This window comes from Serratia sp. TSA_7 (genome assembly GCF_052692135.1).
In genome coordinates, this window is sequence record NZ_JBQZFU010000001.1 from 1338168 (window position 1) to 1355479 (window position 17312).

General features: G+C 54.8%; 17 protein-coding genes and 1 pseudogene. 7 read left to right on the forward strand and 11 right to left on the reverse strand.

Features of this window, described 5'->3' with window-relative positions:
- Nucleotides 1–15: 15 nt before the first annotated feature.
- From ACUTQW_RS06370 to ACUTQW_RS06380, 3 genes and pseudogenes are all read left to right on the forward strand, one after another.
- Nucleotides 16–161: pseudogene (locus ACUTQW_RS06370) on the forward strand (site-specific integrase); the annotation flags it as partial.
- A 138-nt stretch (nt 162–299) separates the two neighbouring features.
- On the forward strand, nt 300–1238 hold the full coding sequence (ttcA, locus tag ACUTQW_RS06375) for a tRNA 2-thiocytidine(32) synthetase TtcA (protein WP_004945064.1): 939 nt from the start codon (nt 300–302) through the stop codon (nt 1236–1238).
- Nucleotides 1239–1380: 142 nt separating this feature from the next.
- Nucleotides 1381–1779: a VOC family protein gene (locus ACUTQW_RS06380; RefSeq protein ID WP_020439128.1), complete on the forward strand. Its 399-nt coding sequence runs from the start codon at nt 1381–1383 to the stop codon at nt 1777–1779.
- 219 nt (nt 1780–1998) lie between these two features.
- Here ACUTQW_RS06380 and zntB read toward each other — a convergent pair whose 3' ends face one another.
- On the reverse strand, nt 1999–2982 hold the full coding sequence (gene zntB / locus ACUTQW_RS06385; protein WP_004945070.1) for a zinc transporter ZntB: 984 nt from the start codon (nt 2980–2982) through the stop codon (nt 1999–2001).
- A 145-nt stretch (nt 2983–3127) separates the two neighbouring features.
- Here zntB and ACUTQW_RS06390 point away from each other — a divergent pair, with 145 nt between their 5' ends.
- Complete coding sequence (locus ACUTQW_RS06390) at nt 3128–4189, forward strand: hypothetical protein (protein ID WP_020439129.1); 1062 nt, start codon at nt 3128–3130, stop codon at nt 4187–4189.
- A gap of 76 nt (nt 4190–4265) precedes the next feature.
- On the opposite strand, the gene ACUTQW_RS06395 is transcribed toward ACUTQW_RS06390, so the two are convergent.
- The gene (locus ACUTQW_RS06395) at nt 4266–5900 is read right to left on the reverse strand and encodes a peptide ABC transporter substrate-binding protein (protein ID WP_006325645.1); all 1635 of its coding nucleotides are present in this window, start codon (nt 5898–5900) and stop codon (nt 4266–4268) included.
- 158 nt (nt 5901–6058) lie between these two features.
- Complete coding sequence (locus ACUTQW_RS06400) at nt 6059–6409, reverse strand: hypothetical protein (protein ID WP_004945080.1); 351 nt, start codon at nt 6407–6409, stop codon at nt 6059–6061.
- Between the two features lie 207 nt (nt 6410–6616).
- On the opposite strand from ACUTQW_RS06400, the gene mpaA reads away from it, so the two are divergent.
- Nucleotides 6617–7324 (forward strand): murein tripeptide amidase MpaA, encoded by a 708-nt coding sequence (mpaA, locus tag ACUTQW_RS06405; protein WP_445654827.1) that lies wholly within the window; start codon nt 6617–6619, stop codon nt 7322–7324.
- On the opposite strand, the gene ycjG is transcribed toward mpaA, so the two are convergent.
- Complete coding sequence (ycjG, locus tag ACUTQW_RS06410; protein WP_004945086.1) at nt 7321–8301, reverse strand: L-Ala-D/L-Glu epimerase; 981 nt, start codon at nt 8299–8301, stop codon at nt 7321–7323. The genes mpaA and ycjG overlap by 4 nt on opposite strands.
- A 223-nt stretch (nt 8302–8524) precedes the next feature.
- Between ycjG and tpx the strand changes: the two genes are divergently transcribed.
- Nucleotides 8525–9028: a thiol peroxidase gene (tpx, locus tag ACUTQW_RS06415; RefSeq protein ID WP_004945089.1), complete on the forward strand. Its 504-nt coding sequence runs from the start codon at nt 8525–8527 to the stop codon at nt 9026–9028.
- Nucleotides 9029–9091: 63 nt separating this feature from the next.
- Here the strand turns inward: tpx and tyrR are convergent, their stop codons facing one another.
- From tyrR to ACUTQW_RS06430, 3 genes are all read right to left on the reverse strand, one after another.
- Complete coding sequence (gene tyrR, locus ACUTQW_RS06420; protein ID WP_004945094.1) at nt 9092–10663, reverse strand: transcriptional regulator TyrR; 1572 nt, start codon at nt 10661–10663, stop codon at nt 9092–9094.
- 329 nt (nt 10664–10992) lie between these two features.
- On the reverse strand, nt 10993–12054 hold the full coding sequence (locus ACUTQW_RS06425) for a YcjF family protein (RefSeq protein ID WP_006325648.1): 1062 nt from the start codon (nt 12052–12054) through the stop codon (nt 10993–10995).
- Complete coding sequence (locus ACUTQW_RS06430; protein WP_006325650.1) at nt 12051–13448, reverse strand: YcjX family GTP-binding protein; 1398 nt, start codon at nt 13446–13448, stop codon at nt 12051–12053. The genes ACUTQW_RS06425 and ACUTQW_RS06430 overlap by 4 nt, the downstream gene beginning before the upstream one ends.
- Before the next feature lie 316 nt (nt 13449–13764).
- On the opposite strand from ACUTQW_RS06430, the gene ACUTQW_RS06435 reads away from it, so the two are divergent.
- Nucleotides 13765–15609, forward strand: coding sequence for a hypothetical protein (locus ACUTQW_RS06435; protein WP_064798855.1), 1845 nt, complete (start codon nt 13765–13767; stop codon nt 15607–15609).
- Nucleotides 15610–15622: 13 nt separating this feature from the next.
- Here ACUTQW_RS06435 and pspD read toward each other — a convergent pair whose 3' ends face one another.
- The 4 genes from pspD to pspA all read right to left on the reverse strand — a co-directional run bounded on the left by pspD (nt 15623) and on the right by pspA (nt 17294).
- Complete coding sequence (pspD, locus tag ACUTQW_RS06440; protein WP_006325657.1) at nt 15623–15886, reverse strand: phage shock protein PspD; 264 nt, start codon at nt 15884–15886, stop codon at nt 15623–15625.
- A gap of 96 nt (nt 15887–15982) precedes the next feature.
- Nucleotides 15983–16342 (reverse strand): envelope stress response membrane protein PspC, encoded by a 360-nt coding sequence (pspC, locus tag ACUTQW_RS06445; protein WP_064798856.1) that lies wholly within the window; start codon nt 16340–16342, stop codon nt 15983–15985.
- Nucleotides 16342–16569, reverse strand: coding sequence for an envelope stress response membrane protein PspB (gene pspB, locus ACUTQW_RS06450; protein WP_004945113.1), 228 nt, complete (start codon nt 16567–16569; stop codon nt 16342–16344). The genes pspC and pspB overlap by 1 nt, the downstream gene beginning before the upstream one ends.
- Before the next feature lie 59 nt (nt 16570–16628).
- A complete protein-coding gene (gene pspA, locus ACUTQW_RS06455; RefSeq protein ID WP_004945117.1) occupies nt 16629–17294 on the reverse strand; it encodes a phage shock protein PspA in 666 nt (221 codons plus the stop codon).
- Between the last annotated feature and the right edge of the window lie 18 nt (nt 17295–17312).

Here is a 17312-nt window from a genome sequence, read left to right on the forward strand (position 1 = left end):
AAAGACGGCTTTTGCTCCTCATTGGGCCATGCCTGGAGCTCATGCATAAAACTCGCTGGCATTCGGCGGCGTAATCCGTACCATACGCGACATACTTTTGCCTGCTGGTTGTTGTCTGCGGGCGCGAACCCATTTTTATCGCAAACCAGATGGAGCATGATATGCGCATAGGGTCTTCAGGCCTCGGGTGCAAACAGGGCAGAAATGAATAATGACCCAAACCGCCTGTTGAATGTTAAACTCGCGGTCTATATGTCATGCCCCCATAGTGCCCCCAATTGAAAACGAGCACGATTTAAATGTCAGAAAAACAAACCGTTAGTCAAAAAGAGCAGTACAACCTCAACAAATTGCAAAAACGTCTGCGTCGCAACGTAGGCCAGGCGATCGCCGATTTCAACATGGTTGAAGAAGGCGACCGCATCATGGTCTGCCTGTCCGGCGGCAAAGACAGCTACACCATGCTGGAAATCCTGCGCAACCTGCAACAAAGCGCGCCGGTGAACTTCTCGCTGGTGGCGGTCAACCTCGACCAGAAACAGCCGGGCTTCCCCGAGCATATTTTGCCCGCTTATCTGGAAAGTCTGGGGGTGGAATACAAGATTGTCGAGGAAAACACCTACAGCATCGTCAAGGACAAGATCCCTGAAGGCAAAACGACCTGCTCACTGTGTTCACGCCTGCGCCGCGGTATTCTTTACCGGACCGCCACCGAACTGGGCGCGACCAAGATTGCCCTTGGCCACCACCGTGACGACATTCTGCAAACGCTGTTCCTCAATATGTTCTACGGCGGCAAGCTGAAAGGCATGCCACCCAAGCTGATGAGCGACGATGGCAAACATGTGGTGATCCGCCCACTGGCCTATTGCCGTGAAAAGGATATCGAGCGTTTCTCGGTGGCCAAAGAATTCCCCATTATTCCGTGTAACCTGTGCGGTTCACAGCCCAACCTGCAGCGTCAGGTGATTGGCGACATGCTGCGCGATTGGGATAAACGCTATCCGGGCCGTCTGGAAACCATGTTCAGCGCAATGCAAAACGTGGTGCCTTCACACCTGAGCGATTACAACCTTTTTGATTTCAAAGGCATTCACCACGGCAGCGAAGTGGTAGGCGGTGGCGATCTGGCCTTTGATCGCGAAGATATTCCAATGCAACCGATCGGTTGGCAGCCGGAGGATGCAGACGAAACTGCACCGGCGCTGGAGCGTTTAAACGTCCTCGAAATCAAGTAAGCCCTGGCGCCGCCCGTTATCTGCGGGCGGCGTTCTTTCCTCCCGACAGTTTTCGATCCTGCTCACAATTTCAGCATAATTTATCGGACAGCGCCGCCTTTCCTCTATACTGTGTATTCATACAGTCATAAGGAGATTGCCGATGAACATTACCCCCTGCTTATCCCACGTTTCCCTGGGTACCAATCATTTCGATGCCGCCGCAGAGTTTTACGATAGTACGCTCTCCGCATTGGGCTGCCGGCGAGTGCTGGAACACCCCGGCGCTATTGGCTATGGCCGTGATTACCCGGAATTCTGGTTGCAAGTGCCGATCGATAACCAACCCGCCTCTACCGGTAACGGCGTGCACGTAGGCTTTTTCGCCACCAGCAAGCAGCAGGTCAATGAGTTTTACCGGCTGGCGCTGCAGGCCGGCGCGAAAGATGAAGGAGCCCCAGGATCACGACCACACTATGGCGAAGCCTATTACGGGTGCTTTGTTCGCGATCTGGACGGGCATAAAATCGAGGCCAGTTTCTGGGACGAAAGCGCGGCCTGAAGACGGTAAACTGCAGACAAAAAAATGCCGGTGGTTAGACCGGCATCGTATGAATCAATGTGCTATGCAGCAATTCTAAATAATAAGAAAGTAAGACAATTATGGAGCGCAACGCCCATCGCTTGACGTTGCATTCACCTGCGAGAGAGATCATGCCCCATTTCCGCCCGGCAAAAGTTGATATCGCTCAATGTTAACCGGGTTTTCGCGCTTTTTTGGCTACAGCCAGCGGCTGCGTTTCAACCACCAGGCCACGCCGAGCACCAACCCCGTCAGCATCAGGCAAAACGTGGCAAAACCAAAGGGATTGCCCCCGCCGGGAATGCCGCCCAGGTTAACGCCGAACAGTCCGGTCAAAAACGTGGTGGGCAAAAATACCATTGCCAGTAGCGACATGGTGTAAGTTCGGCGGTTCATGGCATCAGCCATCACGGTGGTAATTTCATCGGAAAGGATCGCGGTACGCGCAATGCTGCCATCCAGATCGTCCAGACCGCGCCCCAGCCGGTCGGCAACATCTTGCATACGGCGTCGATCGTCATCGTTCATCCAGGGCAACCGCTCGCTTGCCAGCCGGGAAAATACGTCGCGCTGCGGTGCCATGTAACGGCGCAACACAATCAGTTGTTTGCGGATCAGCGCCAACTGCCCGCGCTCCGGGATTTGCTGCTCCAAAAGCGCATCTTCCAGATCGATGATCTTATCGTGCAGATCCTCGATAAAATCGCTGGTGTGATCGTTCAACGCATCGGAAACCTCCACCAGCCAGTTGCCGCTGTTGGTCGGCCCGGCGCCGCTTTGCAGATCGTTCACCACCTGATCGATAGAGTACACCTTACGGTGCCGGGTGGAGACGATCAGTTTATCGGTCAAGTAAACGCGGATGGTCACCAACTGATCCGGCCGTGAGTTGGCGTTGAAATTAATACTGCGCAACGTGATCATGGTGCCATCGCCCAGACGGCTGACCCGCGGGCGTGAGCTTTCCCCTGATAACGCTTCTCTTACCGCATCCGGCAACAGCGGCGTAGTGTTCAGCCATTCGGCGCTGGCCGGGTGCGCATAATCCAGATGCAGCCAGCAAGGCTCATCGCAGGTGATTTTATCATCGTAGTCAATCGATGTTACGCCACCTTTGCCGTCTAGCTGGTAGGCATACACCGCATCAGGAACCTGTAACTCGCGCCCCTCAATGACATCCATTCCTTATCCCCTTCGCTTTTCAGTTACACCAGAGTCTAGCGTTAATGTTTTGCGACTCAAAGATAAAGCCGCTTGATGCTTACCCCTGACTCGCACCTTATGCGCTAACATGGGTGAATAACGACCAACGTTCAGCCTGGTACCCATGAAATACGCATCGACATTACTGTTAGCCTCTATTTTGACGCTTGCTGCTGCGCCATTCTATCCGCTGTTTGCCGCACAGGGCCCGCTCGAGGGTATCGCTGATGCCTATCGACTCAAGCTCAGCGACTCGGCGGGTAATTTGCCTTACTACGTCGCAAAAACCCACGGCCGAACACCGAATTCCGCTTTAATCGTGCTGCACGGCCACCCCAGAGATGCCGGGAAAACGCTGGCTGCGGCGCTAAAAGCGGCACGACTGGCAGGTAAAATCGACGATACTTTACTGGTTGCTCCGCTCTATCCGGTTCCCGCCGCTCAGGCCCGGCGCTGCCACTCACCCGGCCTCCCTGCGGCGCAGCCGGGTGATGCCTTGTGGAGTTGCAGTTCCTGGATAGACGGCGGGTTGAGTTTGCACTCAAACGTCAGCTCATTTTCCGCGCTTGACCAATTGATCGCCGAACTGAAAATCAAATGGCCGCAGTTGCGGCTGGTCACTGTCGCTGGGTTTTCCGCCGGCGCGCAGTTCGTGCAGCATTATGTCGGGTTTGCGGAACCGCCCACCGGCGTGAGCGTGCGCTATGTCGTTTCCGACCCCGGCAGTTGGCTTTACTTCGATCGCCTGCGCCCGCGGCCGGTTGTCGACTGGCTCAGTTGCCGTCAGGAAAAAGATTGCGACTTTACCTGGACGGAAGTTAACACCGACTCGTGCCCAACCCTAAACCACTGGAAATACGGTATGGAAGATATCCCCGCTTTTCATGGCCAAACCCGCGAGACGGTGCGTCAGCGCTATGCCGCAGCGGACATCACTTATATTGAGGGAGGAAAAGATACCGGCAACGCGCCCGGCGCCTTCTACAAAATACTCGACAAATCCTGCGCCGCGCAGGCTCAGGGCCCCTACCGTCTGCAACGCGGCATCGCCTATGCGGCTTACGATCGGCGTTTTATCGCACCTGGCGCCAAACGTCAGTTACTGATCGTCCCCGGCTGCGCGCACGATGTGTCTTGCGTATTTCCATCCGCCATTGCGCGTAGGGCGTTGTTTGTGGCGCCATAACCGCCATAGTTCCGCCACAAAAATAAAACCCCGCCATTAGCGGGGTCTGGTGAAAATACGTAGCAAACGCGGCTGATCAATGCTGCAAAATATACATTGTCTGGCTGTAGGCCACGTCCTCCGGGTTGGTGATCGGGTAGCCTTTTACCCAAGGCTTGATCAGGCGACCGTTGGTGTACTGGTAAATTGGCGCGATCGGCGCCTGTTCCGCAATGATCTGTTCCGCTTTATTGTAATCCGCCGTCAGGGCCTTTGCGTTGGTTTCCCGGCTGGCCTGTGCCAGCAGGTTGTCATACCTGGCGCTCTTGAATTTGGCGATGTTGCCGCTGTGGGAAGAGCTCAGCAGAGACAGGAAGGTCGATGCCTCGTTGTAATCGCCCACCCAGGACGCGCGCACTACGTCGAAATTACCGGTGTTGCGGCTGTCGATATAGGTTTTCCATTCCTGGTTTTGCAGCTTGACGTCAATCCCCAGCGTTTTCTTCCACATCGACGCCACGGCAATCGCGATTTTCTGATGGCTTTCCGAAGTGTTGTACAACAGCGTCAGTTTCAGCGGATTATTTGGGCCGTAGCCGGCGGCCTGCATCAACGCCTTGGCCTGCGCATTCAATTCCGCCTGCGATTGCTGCTGCATCAGGCTCACTTCCGGTTTGAACCCGGCGGTCACGTCCGGCGTGAAGTGATAGGCCGGCTTCTCACCGGTGCCCAGCACTTTTTCGGCGATAATTTTACGGTCGATCGCATACGACAGCGCTTTACGCACTCGCACATCGTTGGTCGGCGCACGTTGGGTATTGAAGGCGTAATAATAGGTACCGAGCTGATCCGGGGTATAAACCTGGTCCGGGATATCTTTCAGCAACTTCTGGTACATGTTTTTCGGGAAGGACTCAGTGATATCGATGTCGCCGGCCAGATAACGCTTGGTGGCGTTGGACTCCTGGTTGATCGGCACAAAGGTCACTTTGGTCAGCACGGTATGCGCGTGATCCCAATAGTGTTCATTTGGCGTCAGCACCAGTTTCTCATTGACCACCCGCTCTTGCAGTTTAAACGCACCGTTACCCACCAGGTTGCCGACTTTGGTCCAGTCATTGCCGAATTTCTCCACCACCGACCGGTTAACCGGGAACAGGCTGAAGTTGGCGGTCAAGCTGACAAAGTACGGTACCGGTTTGTTCAACTGCACTTTAAAGGTGTAGTCATCCAACGCCGTTACACCCAGCTTATCGGCAGGCAGCTTGCCGGCGATGATCTCGTCGGCGTTCTGAATGCCGGCCAGTTGGGCGAACCAGGCAAAGGGTGACAGGTTCTTCGGCTCAACCAGGCGTTGCCAGCTGTAAACGAAATCCTTCGCCGTTACAGGGTCACCGTTTGACCAGCGCGCATCTTTGCGCAGCGTGAAGATATAAGTTTGATTATCAGTCGTCTGCCAACGGGTGGCGACGCCAGGGATCACCTTGCCGTTGGCATCCTGATTCACCAGCCCTTCGAACAGGTCACGCGCCAATTGCGCCTCCGGCAAGCCCACGGCCTTGATCGGATCCAGTGAGGCCGGCTCATCTTTAATATGGCGAACGATTTCCTGCTTTTCCGCCAGAGTGGTGCCTGGGGGAACCTGCGCAGCCATCGCGCTGCTCAATCCTGCGCCGATAGCCACTGCACACAACGCCAAACGAAAACCTTGCTGAATTTTTCTTCTCGTCATTCTGATTCATCCCCGTTAACCATCTGAATTTTTTATCATATAGCACAAGATCCCTCTCACCTATAGCCCAGGGCGGACAAGATGCAAAAACTGAGGGCCAGACAATAAAAAATGCCCGTGCGACAACGTCGACACGGGCATTTTTGTCTCAGGGAGAGTTAGTCGTACAGGTGAATGCTGTTGATGCGATAGCTGAACTCTTCGCCCTCTTCCTCGTCGAAAATGGTGAAGAAACTTTGCTCGGCGAGCGGTTTAGAATATATATCGGTTTTTTGCATCTGGCGCGACTCGGCATCGTCATAACCATAGTCGAGATAGAAGGTGTTTTTCTGGTAGTCGACGTGCAGAGTAAAGGGATAATTGGACTCATCGCCACGCCCGTCATCATTTTTCACCACGCCGAACCATTCCCCCTGACGGATCTGATTTTCCTCATCCACGCCGCACAGCAGCGTGATGGTATCCTTTTCATTTTCGCTATAGCTGGCAACTATTCTGGCTACTGGCATGTTAAATCCCCTGCTTGGTTATTGGGTTAGCTTTGCCGATAGTATAACAACAGCGAAATGACCGGCGCGGTTTTATTATTGCCTGCGCCAACGCACAGCTCACATATCAGGCAAAGGTGAAACAATAGCTCTGGGAAAGATAAGCCAAAGCGTAATACACTGAATAAAATGATAATGACTCTCGACATTTAACTCAGGGACAACACCATGATCCAGCATCGACCGCGCAGTGAACGTGGCCAATTGGCCGTTGCAGGAGAGAATTACGGCAGTTCGCTGTTAGGGGCACCGCTGCTTTATTTCCCCGCAGCCATCAGCGGGCCGGAAACCGGGCTGATCATCGCCGGTACCCACGGTGACGAGGGAGCAGCTATCGTCACCCTTTCTTGTGCGCTACGCAGCATTGCGCCAAACCGGCTGCGCCATCACGTGATACTGGCGGTCAATCCCGACGGGTGCCAACTGGGGTTGCGCGCCAACGCCAACGGCGTTGACCTGAACCGTAACTTCCCCGCCGCCAACTGGCGCTCCGGCGATACGGTTTATCGTTGGAACAGCGCAGCGGAGGCGCGGGATGTGAAGCTGTCAACCGGCGGCCGCCCCGGTTCAGAACCGGAAACCCAGGCGCTGTGCCACCTGATTCACCGGTTGAAACCGCGCTGGGTGGTGTCGTTTCATGAACCCTTGGCCTGCATTGAAGATCCCGCCAGTTCCCAACTCGGTGTCTGGCTTTCACATAAGTTTGCTTTGCCGCTGGTCACCAGCGTGGGTTACGAGACGCCGGGTTCGTTCGGCAGTTGGTGCGCAGATTTGTCGCTGCCCTGCATTACCACCGAATTCCCGCCGATCTCCGCCGATGCCGCCAGCGAGAGCTATCTCGATGCAATGGTAGAGCTGTTGACCTACCAGGGTTAATTCTGCCGAGGGGCGAGATTGATCGCCCCATAGTCAAAATCCAGCCCCGCGTCGACGTCCTTCGCCAGCCAGGTCGGGCCATCCAAATCCACAAAACGCGCCCCTGGGGCCAGGGGTAACGCCGCGTTGATCGCCCGTGAAGTACACAACATGCAGCCGAGCATAATGGCGAACCCCTGCTCGCGCGCCTGCTTAGCCAAAATCAGCGCTTCCGTCAGGCCGCCTGTTTTATCCAACTTGATATTGACCATCTGATAGCGGCCGATAAGCGCCGGCAGATCGCGACTGGTGTGGCAACTCTCATCGGCACAAATCGGCAGCGGGTGGATAAAGTTCTCCAGCGCGCCGTCATCGGCGGCCGGCAGCGGCTGCTCCAACATTGCCACCCCCAGATCCGCCAACAGTTGGCAACGCGCAGCCAGGCCTTCCGCCTGCCAGGACTCGTTGGCATCGACGATCAGCGTCGCTTCCGGCACCGCTGCGCGGATGGCCACCAACCGTTCGCTGATCAGGTGATTATCCAGCTTGATTTTCAACAGCCGTGCGCCCTGCTGGTCGAGTTCGCGTGCGGCGAACGCCATTGCCTCCGGCGAGCCGATGCTGACGGTTTGCGCCATCAGGATGCGTTCCGGCGCCGTGACACCGCTGCGCTGCCAGCGGCTCTGGCCACTGAGACGGCACTCCAGATCCCATAGCGCCGAATCCACCGCATTGCGCGCCGCGCCTGCGGGCATCAACTGCTGCAACTGCTCACGCGTCACTCCCCGTTCGATAGCCGGTGCCACCTCCGCCAATTGCGCCAGCACCGAGGCTTCGCTTTCGTCATAGCGCGCATACGGCGTGCATTCGCCGATGCCGCGCACACCCTGCAGTTCAATCTCGACTACCACCACTTTCGCTTCGGTGCGGCTGCCGCGGGCAATGACAAAGGCGGTATGCAATGGCCAGGCTTCTGGGTAAAAACGCATGCTTCTCATAACGGCTCCTGAGCGGAAATAGCGTATAAAAACGGGCTAACGGGCGGATGATTTTTGGACACAACCTAATATATACAACTATTTAGCAAACTTTATATATCCAACCCACAATTGTTGACTTAAACTGACGCCAGGGCGTGAACCTAATGGCAAACCCAGCCATAGCGGCTATTTTATTAGGTTCATCCCCTTTGTATAAACACCTGTAAAAGGAACCAAGCCAATGACTCAGACAGTACATTTCCAAGGCAACCCGGTCAGCGTTGCAGGCCATCTGCCACAGTCAGGCGAACAAGCCAAAGCGTTCTCGCTGGTTGCCAAAGACCTGTCAGACGTAGCGCTAAGCAGCTTCGCGGGTAAACGCAAAGTCCTGAACATTTTCCCAAGTATTGATACCGGCGTTTGCGCTGCCTCGGTACGTAAATTCAACCAACTGGCCAGCGGTCTGGATAATACCGTGGTGCTGTGCATCTCCTCCGATCTGCCGTTCGCCCAGTCACGCTTCTGCGGCGCTGAAGGCCTGAGCAACGTAGTGACGCTGTCTACCCTGCGTGGTTCAGAATTCAAACAGGCTTACGGCGTCGAAATCGCTGAAGGCCCGTTGGCAGGTCTGACTGCACGTGCGGTCGTGGTGCTGGATGGCCAGGACAATGTGCTGTACAGCGAGCTGGTGAATGAGATCACCAACGAGCCGGATTACGATGCTGCGCTGGCTGCACTGAAGTGATGCCACCAGGGCCGGCTTTCGCGGGCTCTGATAAACGAAACGGGCGCCGCGGCGCCCGTTTTTTTATTCTTCGCTTTCCCCCGCCGCCTTGCGGCTGCTGAGGCCATACTCGCGCAGCTTGTTGGCAATCGCGGTATGTGAAACCCCCAGGCGTTTCGCCAGTTTTCGCGTGCTAGGGTAAGTGCGGTATAACCGCGTCAGCACCGAACGCTCGAAGCGCTTGCTGATATCGTCCAGCGAGCCGTCCAGCACTTCGTCGCCCAGCGACATCTCGACCTCAAATTCCGGCAGCACGATATCCTGCGGGCGCAGCTCAAAGCCTTCCGTTTGCGTCAACGCACGGTAGATGGCGTTTTTCAACTGCCGCACATTGCCCGGCCAGCCATACTTGCTGAGGAAACTCCCCAGATCGTTCGCCAACTTCGGCCGTGCCACACCCTGTTCGTCGGCAAAGCGCGCCACAAACAGCTCGGTCAACGGCATGATGTCCTGCGGACGCTCGCGCAGCGGCGGAATAGTGATGGTCAGCACGTTAAGGCGATAGTAGAGATCCTCGCGGAATTCACCGCGTTGCACCAGCTCCGTCAAGTTTTTCTGGGTGGCGCAGATGACCCGCACATCCACGTGTACTTCGTGTTCTTCCCCTACGCGACGGAAAGTGCCGTCGTTGATGAAACGCAGCAGTTTGGTTTGCATGCGCGGCGACATTTCACCGATCTCATCCAGCAGCACCGAGCCGCCGTGCGCCTGTTCGAAGAAGCCTTTCTTGCCCTCCAGCGCATTGGGGTAAGCGCCGGGCGCATGGCCGAACAGCTCGCTTTCCACCACGTCATCCGGCAGTGCGGCGCAATTCAGCGCCAGGAACGGCTGTTTGCCGCGCGGGCTGCGCAGGTGGCAGGCGCGAGCCAGAATGTCTTTGCCGGTACCGGTATCGCCGACCAGCAGCAACGGCGCATCCAGCATCGCCAGTTTACGCGCCTGTTCCAGCACCTGGCGCATTTTCGGGCTGACGGCCACGATATGATCGAATTCGGTGTCGTCGTTCACCGACAGGTTCTGTAGCTGGCGCCCCATGCGTGCAGTCGACTTGAGCATGACCACCGCGCCAACGGTGGCGTTCTGCTGGTTTTCGTCTTCCAGGTAGATGGGCGTGATATCCATCAGGAAATCCTGGCTGCGGATCACGACCCGTTCGGAGTGCGGCGCCGTTTGTTCGCTCTCCAGCCAGCGGCTGAAGTTATAGCCGCCAATCAGAGCCGTAGCCGTTTGATTGCGGATTTTATCTTCGCTGAAGCTGAACAGCACCTGTGCCGCCGGGTTGGCCAACTCGACCTTGCCCCGCATATCAATCGAAAATACCGGCTCCGGCATCGACTCAAGCAGCGCCCGCAACGCACGGTGTTCACGCTCGGACGGCATGAAGTTAACGGTGCGCACGTCAGTCACGCCGGCAATGCGGCGGATCTCCGCCATCAGAGCGCGGAAGGTGTCAAAATCCAGTTGGGAAAAATTGAGGTAAATGCGGCCGATGGGATCGATTTCGATACCCCGTAAATCGATGCTGCGCGATACCAAAAGATCGAGTAATTCTCGAGTCAGACCGAGCCGGTCTTCGCAAAATACTTCCAAACGCATCAGTGTTGGCCTTATCTCTGCAGGTGCGGGGATGACTGACGATGATGATACTCTCTCACCCCGAGCGGTAGAAGCAATCTGTCAGCAAAAGTTGACAGAACTCTGATTTATCGCCGTTGTTGATGATTTTAAACGCAAGTAAATAACACCATCGGCGTCATTTTAGTTCATTTGCAGAGAGTTATCATAACCGGCAATAATTTTTCAGATAAATATAATGTGATTGCAGGGGGATCGTCTTTCGTCAACCAGGGGTTACGTACTGAGTTGTGCAGTGGCTATTGATGCAGAAACAAACAACTGCGCCCAGGGCGGGCGCAGTTGGTGAGTTACTTGGCTTTATTGTCGTTTTTTTTCATGGCGTCTTTCAGTTGACCGACCAACTGGCTGCGGAAATCTCCGAGTTTGGGCTTCTCACCTTCCAGCCACGGAAGCGGGCGGCACAGCTCCATCGCCTTGATGCCCAGCCTGGCGGTCAGTAAACCGGCGCCAATGCCTTGGGCTGCGCGGGCGGACAACCGTGCAGCCAGATCCTGTGACATCCAATCCATCCCCACCTCACGTACCAGTTCGGACGCACCGGCAAAGGCGATATTCAACAGCACCAAACGGAACAGCCGCAGACGGCTGAAATAACCCAGTTCAATGCCGTACAACGTCGCAATGCGGTTGATCAGCCGAATGTTACGCCAGGCGATAAATGCCATATCCACCAGCGCCAGCGGGCTGACGGCGATCATTAATGTGGATTCTGCCGCCGAACGGCTGATTTCACGACGCGCCTGATTATCCAATACCGGTTGCACCAGCTTGGCATAAAGCGCTACCACTTCGCGGTCATTTTGAGTTTCATGCAAGGAAGCCTGCCAGCGCTGTAACGCCGGGTGCCCCTGATCGAGGCCGGCCTGCCGCGCCAGCTTCTCGCAGAATTCGCGCCCCTTGCCCAACCCGTGGCTGTGCAACAGTTCCCGCGCTATGTCGCGCTCTTCCGCACGCTGGCGCAGACGATACAACCGGCGCCATTCGGTCACGACCGACCCTACCCCGGCAAACACGATCAAGCCGCCAGCCACGCCGCCGCCCATGGCAATCCAATCCTGCTGCACCCACGCGGTATGCACCCACTGCACGCCCTGCGCCACCACGCTGACGCCGAACAACGCCAACCCGGCAGTAACCATTTTGCGCCACAGGCTGCGTTTGGGTTTCAAGGCGGCATTGATAATGCCTTCGGCTCGCCCTTCCTCCTCTTCTTGTTCCAACTCAGGCGCGGCCGGGAAAAAACGCTCCGCCTGCTGTTCATCAAAAGCGACGTTGGCGCGCAATATCGGTTCTTGCGGCGGCTGCAACGGCTCTTCAAAATCGATACGCGGCTTTATCGGTTCGCTCATCGCAATTTATCTCCCAGTAAAAATTCCATCACCGCGTCCAGACGGATGTGCGGCAACGGGCTGTCTACGCTCATGGCGCGGGGACGAAACTCATCAAAGTGGAACCCCTGGTTTTGCCAGAAAGCCGGCCCCGGCAAACGCGCCGGTACTTCGCCGGGGAACACCGTCAACGGCGCGCCATCGACGAGGCGATTGCCCTTCAAGGCCGGGATCCGCTGCCCCTGGTGATCGACGATGCCGCTTTCGGTCGCCTGTACGGAGGCCAACCCCACGCAATCCATGCTGATGCCCTCAAACGCCGCGTTCTGCCACGCTTCCTGCACCAACTGCTGCAACAACGACACCAGATTGGCGTGCTGGTCGGCGGTAATGTGATCCGCCTTGGTGGCGGCAAACATCAGCTTGTCGATGGTCGGCGAGAACAAGCGACGGAACAGCGTGCGCTTACCGTAGTGGAAACTTTGCATCAATTGGGTCAGCGCCAGGCGCATATCGTTGAACGCCTGTGGACCGCTGTTGAGCGGTTGCAGACAGTCAACCAGCACAATCTGCCGATCGAAACGGACGAAATGTTCTTTATAGAAGTTTTTGACGATTGATTGGCAGTAGTAATTGAAACGCGCCCGCAGCATACCGATGTTGGTGTGCTTGTCAGCCTGCGCCAGCTTCGATTCGCCGAGGCTGTCGACATTGGGCCACGGGAAGAACTGCAGTGCCGGCGCACCGGCCAGATCGCCCGGCAGCACGAAGCGGCCCGGCTGGATAAAGTGCAAGCCTTCGCTTTTGCAACGCAACAGATAATCGGTGTAGGCCTGAGCAATGGCCGCCAACTTGTTTTCGTCGGCCGGCGCGAGCGGATCGCAACCTTTGCACAGTTCTAGCCAGGGTTTGGCCCACTCGGCGCGATCGCCCTGCAACAGACCGGCCATCTGGCGCGACCAGGCCAGATAGTCCTGTTCCAGCATGGGCAAATCCAGCAACCATTCACCGGGATAATCGACGATTTCCAGATACAGCGTCGAGGTATCTTTAAAATGCCGCAGCAACGAGTCGTTGGAACGGTAGCGCAGCGCCAGGCGAATTTCGCTGACGCCGCGCGTCGGGGTCGGCCAGCTTGGCGGGGTGCCATAAAGCTGCGCCAACCCTTCATCATAGGTAAAACGCTGAATGCCAAGATCGCGCTGCGGAATGCGTTTCACGCCCAGAAGCCGCTCTTCGCGCACTGGCGAAAACAACGGCATGCGCGCACCGCTGTGAACGTGCAGCAACTGATTGACGAAGGCGGTGATAAAGGCGGTTTTGCCGCTGCGGCTAAGGCCGGTCACCGCCAGACGCAAATGGCGATCCATCCCGCGGTTGACCAGCGAGGTTAACTCATTTTGCAGTCGTTTCATTTTGCGTAGAGTGACTTCCTTTTGTTATATAAAACATGGATTTATATAAAATTCGTTAATCTCGGCAGCCTATGAGCATTATTATAGTCATAAGCCAGATTATTTTATGTCATGGATAAGGTCTTTCGCGCCTGCACCGCTTGCCATACATGTTATTCGTTGTGTGGTATATAGCCGAACGACCTAATATCGCACCTCATAAAAAACCAAGATAGCATTATCTTGCTGGGAATAATCTCAATATTGCACCTTCAATCCGAAAAAATTTGGCGTCGAAGATGCTTTCTCTAACATTTAATACTACCCGGAGAACTCTATGAGTGCAATTAATTTAGAGCAAAACACAGCCGCAGCAAGCACTATGAATGCATTAAGAAACACCTTGCCAGAATATGATGGGCAACGTATTTTTTTAACGGAGTACTATGCGGGAAAAGGCAAAGGCGGTGGCGTATTTACAGGTTATCTTAACATTGCCAATGCAATTGATGACGGCGGATACTCCACTGTTATAGTTAATCAATCAACAGCAGTGTGGCGACGAAACGATTTAACGCAACTTTCTTTATATGATGGCGGTTGCGATCCTACCCTAAGTGATAACAGCTCATTTATTCAAAACATTTCACTGATACAAGGCGATCGCTCGGTAAAAATCCCAAGCGGTTACTGGAATATTGCAAAACCGGTCATTTTCCCAGCTAACAGAGGGATCGCGCTCTACGGCGAAAACAGTTTTAACGGGCGTGCAGTGTTAACCTACTCCGGGCCAGATCTAACTGATATTTCAGATGTTAGTGGAGTTATTACCGTTTCTGCCAACGCAGGGGAAATGACGTATAGTGGGATCAACTTCAGAAACTTTCAAATACGTGGCAATAATAAAATCATTAGTGGATTAAGCATAAAATACGCTGGTTACGTGCAAGTACAGAATGTAAGCATCCTCTATTGCAAAGGTGCAGGTCTCTATCTTGATAAAGTTCAGGATAGTTACTTTAAATTCCTTGAGGTCCAAGGTTGCGGCAGAACTTCCGGGGATTATAACAGTTATGCCGACATTACAGATTATGAGAAAATGCTACTGGCCCCCGTTCATTTAACCTCAACCATCAAGGACGATGATTGTAACATGTTGCGCTTTGAAGATTGCCAATGGGAAGCCAACCTGATCAGCCCGACTATTTACATTCATGGCGGCATTGGATTGTGGTTCACGAAATTGCATATGGAACATCGTAGCGGCCCATTGAAAACATTAATTGGAGAGAATACCAATGCCAGCCGATTATTACACATGAACTCTGGGGAAGTTTATCTTAATGAAATTCAGGCGTCGGAAGTAAATGATTTGGTTTACAGTACGGGGTATGGTGTTTTGTATGTAACCAATATTAACCGTGCGGGGAATATTACGCATGCTGCATCCGGGAAACGGTTCAATATTTTCATGAGCGGATGCTGGTTACAAGACATGAACTTTTCCTCCAGCGTAAAGGCCATGATCAGCAACAGTTGGTTAGCGAATCTGACGTGGAGCCACCCTTCTTATCCGAGTACTATTTCTGACACCTATTTCTCCGGCAACGTTGCCCTTACCGGAGATGGCGCAAATACCCGGGTCGATCTGGCTGACTGTCAGTACGGCAGCGTAAGCTGTAACACCAGTAATCTGCGCTTCCTTGGCGGCCGCTGCCTGGGCGACTTTCGTTATGCCTCACTGTCTGGCGCAGGTTCGGTCATCGATGTCGATGTCGAAGGCGCGACAACTATCAGTACTAGCTATGGCAGTTCATATCAACCAGGAAAAAGCAGCTATAGCGTGGCGCGTGTCGCCGATGTTCCCAAAGAGCTAGGGAGTGTAATGCGCCCTATCGGCTCCGAATGGTTCAATACAGCGGTAACAGGGGACCAGGAAGGCGCGATTTACAGTTGGGTGAAAACCGCTGCCGGCTGGCGGCCTAACAGTCGCATCAGTCGCTTTGGTACCCATTTGTCGTCAATGACGTTTTCTCAGCTTCCCGCTGCGATCTCCTGCAAAGGCACCGTTATTTTCTGTACCAATACTGCAGCCTCTCCTACGGCTCAGGCCATTATCAGCGACGGCGCAGACTGGGTCTATCTGGCAACACCGGGGACGAAAGCGACCGCCGCCAATTAAAGTTTATGCCACCCTATCTGGGTGGCATTTTTGCACCCGCTACGTAACGACCAAATACCTTGTTCAGGCCTTTGCGGAACAGGGGTTCCAGCACCAGCGCCAGCACAAAGCGAATCGGTTTGCGGCCAACGGTCCGCAGCAGCCAGCCCGCCGCGCCGGCAGGGCCGTAATTCAGTAACGCCATGATGATCACTTTAGACAACGTCTTCAACACCGTCCCTGCTCCTTGTTTGATTCCAGCGGATTTAACGGCCTTTGCGGCATAGGTTTTATTCATTTATCAATGCCCTCCGGCACGGTTGCTTGAAACAGGATGATGGCAGGCGCAATGCCTGACCTGCGCCACGCGCAGGTCATTGCACGCGAGGCAGGGTTACAGCTTGCGGAAACGGCTCTGTACGCCGAAGGTGTCCGACGTGACATAACGTTCAACCTGACGCAGTTGCTGTTCGCCGCTGCCCAACTCATACTCCAGTTGATCGAGCAATTGGCGCGGCGTTTTATAGTTTTCGCCTTCGAAACGGCTGGCCAGCGCTTCATCCAGCACGAAAACCAGCGCGAAATAGGCCACCAGCGTGAAGAAAAACAGGCCGAAAATCATCGACAGCACCACTATTACGCGGATCAGACGCACCGGCACGTCGAAATAATGGGCCAGCCCGGCGCAGACGCCCTTCACCATGCCTTCCTCAGGTACGCGATAAAGTTTTTTACTGCCCAGAGTATTGCTCATCAAGACTGTCTCCAGTTCGGGTGTTCCGCATCGAGGATTTCTTCCAGCGCCTGAATGCGTTCACGCATGCGCTTGGCATCGTCGGCCAACTGCGCCAGACGCTGCATTTCCTGATGGCTCAGTTGAATGCCGCTTTGTTGCCGATTGCTGTAATGCAGCCAAAGCCAAATCGGTGCGACAAACAACACGAAGATTGTCAACGGAATGGCAAGTAGTAGAGCACTCATTTCTTTTCCTTCTTATTGCGTCTTTAATAGGCGGCCACCTCGCCGTGGCCGCTGTCGCCTTACTCAGTGCGGTTCATTTTGGCTTTCAGCGCCGCCAGTTGTTCGCTGATGGCATCGTCGGCTTTCAGTTCGGCAAATTCCTGGTCCAGAGACTTCTTTTTACCGATGATGACGCTTTCCGCTTCGGCTTCCATATGATCGATACGGCGCTCAAACTGTTCGAAACGCGCCATCGCCTCATCCAGTTTGCCGCTGTCGAGCTGGCGGCGCACGTCGCGGGAAGAGGATGCTGCCTGGTGGCGCAGCGTTAACGCCTGCTGGCGCGCACGGGTTTCGGTCAGCTTGTTTTCCAGCTCGCCGATTTCGCTTTTCATCCGGGCCAATGTCTCTTCCACGGTAGACACTTCGTGGGTCAGCGTGGAGATCAGGTCAGCCACCTTCTGTTTTTCGATCAGCGCCGCACGGGCCAGGTCTTCCTTATCTTTGCGCAGCGCCAGTTCGGCCTTGTCCTGCCAATCGTTGAGCTGATTTTCACCCTGCTCAATGCGGCGCAGCAGTTGCTTTTTCTCCGCCAGCGCACGCGCCGAGGTGGAACGAACTTCAACCAGCGTGTCTTCCATCTCCTGGATCATCAGGCGCACCAGTTTTTGCGGATCTTCCGCCTTATCCAGCAGCGTATTGATGTTGGCGTTCACGATGTCGGCAAAACGAGAAAAAATACCCATAATTCACTTCCTCTTGGT